The following is a 1,320-nucleotide window of genomic DNA, read 5'->3' as shown; positions in this document are numbered from 1 at the left end:
ACACCCCAGGTGCCTTCCATGTTCACCAGGTTGGCGGTGATTTCGTCGCCGTAGCGGTTGATCACGCTCCAGAACATGTACACCAGCGCCAGCAGAATAAAGCCGCTGCCCACGTTTTCCAGCCACTTGATGCCCTGGAAACCGAAGATGGACAGGCCGATCTGCAGGAACTGGAACAGCACAAAGAACAGCACCAGGTTGTCGAACCCGAACAGGGTGGCCGACACGGCATTCAGTGCGCCCGCACCGATCCAGCTCTGAAAGCCGTACCAGACGATGGCGGGTACCGCCCGCACCAGCCCCGGAAAACGGGTGCCAGAAAAGCCAAAGGCGGCCCGGGCCTGCACCATAAAGGGGATGCCGTATTTGTAACCGGCGGCGCCGTTCAGTGCCAGCGCAATGCCGATGACAAAACAGCCGATGGCGATGGCCACCACCGCCTGCACCAGGTTGAGGGTGCCCACGATGCTGGAGCCCATGGTAAAGGTGCCGATCGACACACAACCACCGAACCAGGCCAGCAGGTAGGATACCCGGCCCATGATACGGTGCTTCTGGGGCGCCAGGGATTCTTCCCCGGCCTTTTTGTCGTGGCCGGCGGCCTGGGCCGGTCCTGCAGTGCCAGTGTCCATGGGAATGGCGGCGTCGCTGTTTACATTCTGAGTAGACATAGTTTCGTCCTCGGTATTCCATCACATGAGGGCATTGCCGCCCTCATTCATGCGCCGGCCACCATGGCCGTGCGTGTTACGGGTGGACTCAGGCGATCTTCAGCCCTTTGCCCGACGTGGCCATCTCGGGGCGTGGCCAGTTGAAGGTCAGCACCTTGCTGGTGCCCAGTTTCATGTCCACCATGGCTTCGCACAGCTTGAGTGCGGCCACGGTGCCGTCGATGACCGGAATACCGATCTCACGCTCGATATATTCCCGGTGGGCCGACATACCGGCGCAGCCCAGTACAATGGCCTCCGCCTTGTCTTCTTCCATGGCGCGGCGGCACTCGGCAATCACCTTGGCGATGGCGGTGTCCGGCGAGGTGGCCAGGTCCAGCACCCGCATGGGGGTGGTACGCACGCCCTTGCAGTGCTCGCTGAAGCCGTAACGGCTGACCAGATGCTCGGTCATGAAGCGTACGCGGGGAGCGGTGGTCACGATGCTGAAGCAGGCGCCGGCCATGCTGGCCATGTGAAAGGCGGCCTCGGCAATGCCCAGCACCGGCTTGTCGGTCAGCTCACGGGCGGCATACAGACCGGGGTCGCCGAAACAGGCCAGCACATAGGCGTCGATGTCTTCTTCCCGATCACCCTTGGCCACTTCTTC

Annotated in this window: 2 protein-coding genes; both read right to left on the bottom strand. The window is 62.2% G+C overall.

The features are described 5' to 3' along the window. The coding region (locus tag DA373_RS15960; RefSeq protein WP_198650342.1) for a cytosine permease at positions 1–671 on the bottom strand (671 nt) is incomplete at its 3' end. Positions 672–759: 88 nt separating this feature from the next. After that, positions 760–1,320: aspartate/glutamate racemase family protein (locus DA373_RS15955; RefSeq protein WP_107853256.1), on the bottom strand; the 561-nt coding region annotated here is incomplete at its 5' end.

It is taken from the genome of Oceanimonas marisflavi (assembly GCF_003049725.1).
GTDB lineage: Bacteria > Pseudomonadota > Gammaproteobacteria > Enterobacterales > Aeromonadaceae > Oceanimonas > Oceanimonas marisflavi.
Note: the sequence above shows the minus strand (reverse complement) of the source record. Positions and strands in the feature narration are given on the sequence as shown.